Source organism: Streptomyces sp. NPDC031274, assembly GCF_055570235.1.
In genome coordinates this window covers 1-1,104 of record NZ_JBVIHP010000417.1, presented here as the reverse complement: position 1 = coordinate 1,104, position 1,104 = coordinate 1, and the positions used below count along the sequence as shown (strand labels likewise).

General features: G+C 68.0%; 1 protein-coding gene and 1 pseudogene. Both read right to left on the bottom strand.

Going from position 1 to position 1,104, the window contains the following annotated elements; translation table 11 throughout:
• Positions 1–148 precede the first annotated feature (148 nt).
• On the bottom strand, positions 149–655 hold the full coding sequence (locus ACZ5CR_RS46835) for an Imm26 family immunity protein (RefSeq protein WP_468870160.1): 507 nt from the start codon (positions 653–655) through the stop codon (positions 149–151).
• Positions 656–717: 62 nt separating this feature from the next.
• Positions 718–1,104 (bottom strand): annotated as a pseudogene (locus ACZ5CR_RS46830) (hypothetical protein); the annotation flags it as partial.

The window sequence follows — 1,104 nt, the reverse complement described above, 5'->3', positions numbered from 1 at the left end:
CTCACACTCGGGCGGATGCGTTCCTGATCGTCACTGGCGAGGACGAGGGCACGGGAGTCCTTGCCCGCCCAAGCCAGGATCGCGTCCTCACCCGCCATCCTCTTGTTGTCACGCGACGCCTTCGACTCATCGTCGGCGAAGTAAAACGCTATTTCGTCTTGGCGTACGCACCGTGCACCGGCCGACCCGCCAGCGCCTCGTCCACCTCGAACTGGAAGTGCTCGAAATTCGTCAGGGCGAACCATCCGCACGGCTCGACGCGCTCGGGGAGTGGGTTGTCGTTCTCGTCGACGTAGCCGTCGTCGCTCGCGTCATAGAAGCAGTGCTGCTCCAGCAGATGGGAAGGGTTCAGGGCCTCGTGGGTCACGGTGCGGAAGTAGCCCTTGTGCCAGGCCCAGTTCATCGTGAAGAAAGGCGGCATCAGCAGCCGGTCCGGGGTCAGTCTGGGCAGGCCAGAGACGCCGGAGAGGCCGGACAGATCCGGATCTTGACTCTCCGACGGGACGTCGTAGACGTACGCGAGGATCCCCCCGGGGAACCGTCCCTGCGGCCCGCTCTCCCCGACCTTGACGATGCGGCCGAACCGATAGCTGGAGTCGTCCAGTTGAAGGACAAATACGTCCCCCGCCTGGTGCCGGCGCCGCTGCCCTTTCATCCTCTTCACAGCCCCCCCATCCCTTCCGGCTTCTGTCCGGCAAGTGCCGCCTCCAGCGAGGCTCACTGCGCCTCGGGAAGATGGTCCCCGAGAGGTGCTTGGCGCGGGCTGTGTTCCCCGTCGCAGATCCAGGTTCCTTCGTCGTTGTCGTATGTCCACGTCGCGGCGCCCCACATGGGGTGCCCCTCCAGCAGGCGCGTGGCCAACGGCTCGCAGTCGGGCGGGGCTCCCTGCGCGACCATTGCTTCGGCCACCGCGGCCACGGCCTCGGGCGGAGCTTCCGCGTCGCCCAGCGCGGGGAGGAGGAGCAGGAGCCGGGCGTGAGGGTCGGTGACCCCGGCGGCGCCTGCGGGCGCTGCGAGTAGCCCAACGAGCTCCGGCCAGCACAGGCCGGGGCCGATGCGGTCCTGATCGTCGGAGGCGAGGGTGAGGGCGCGGGAGTCAGGCCA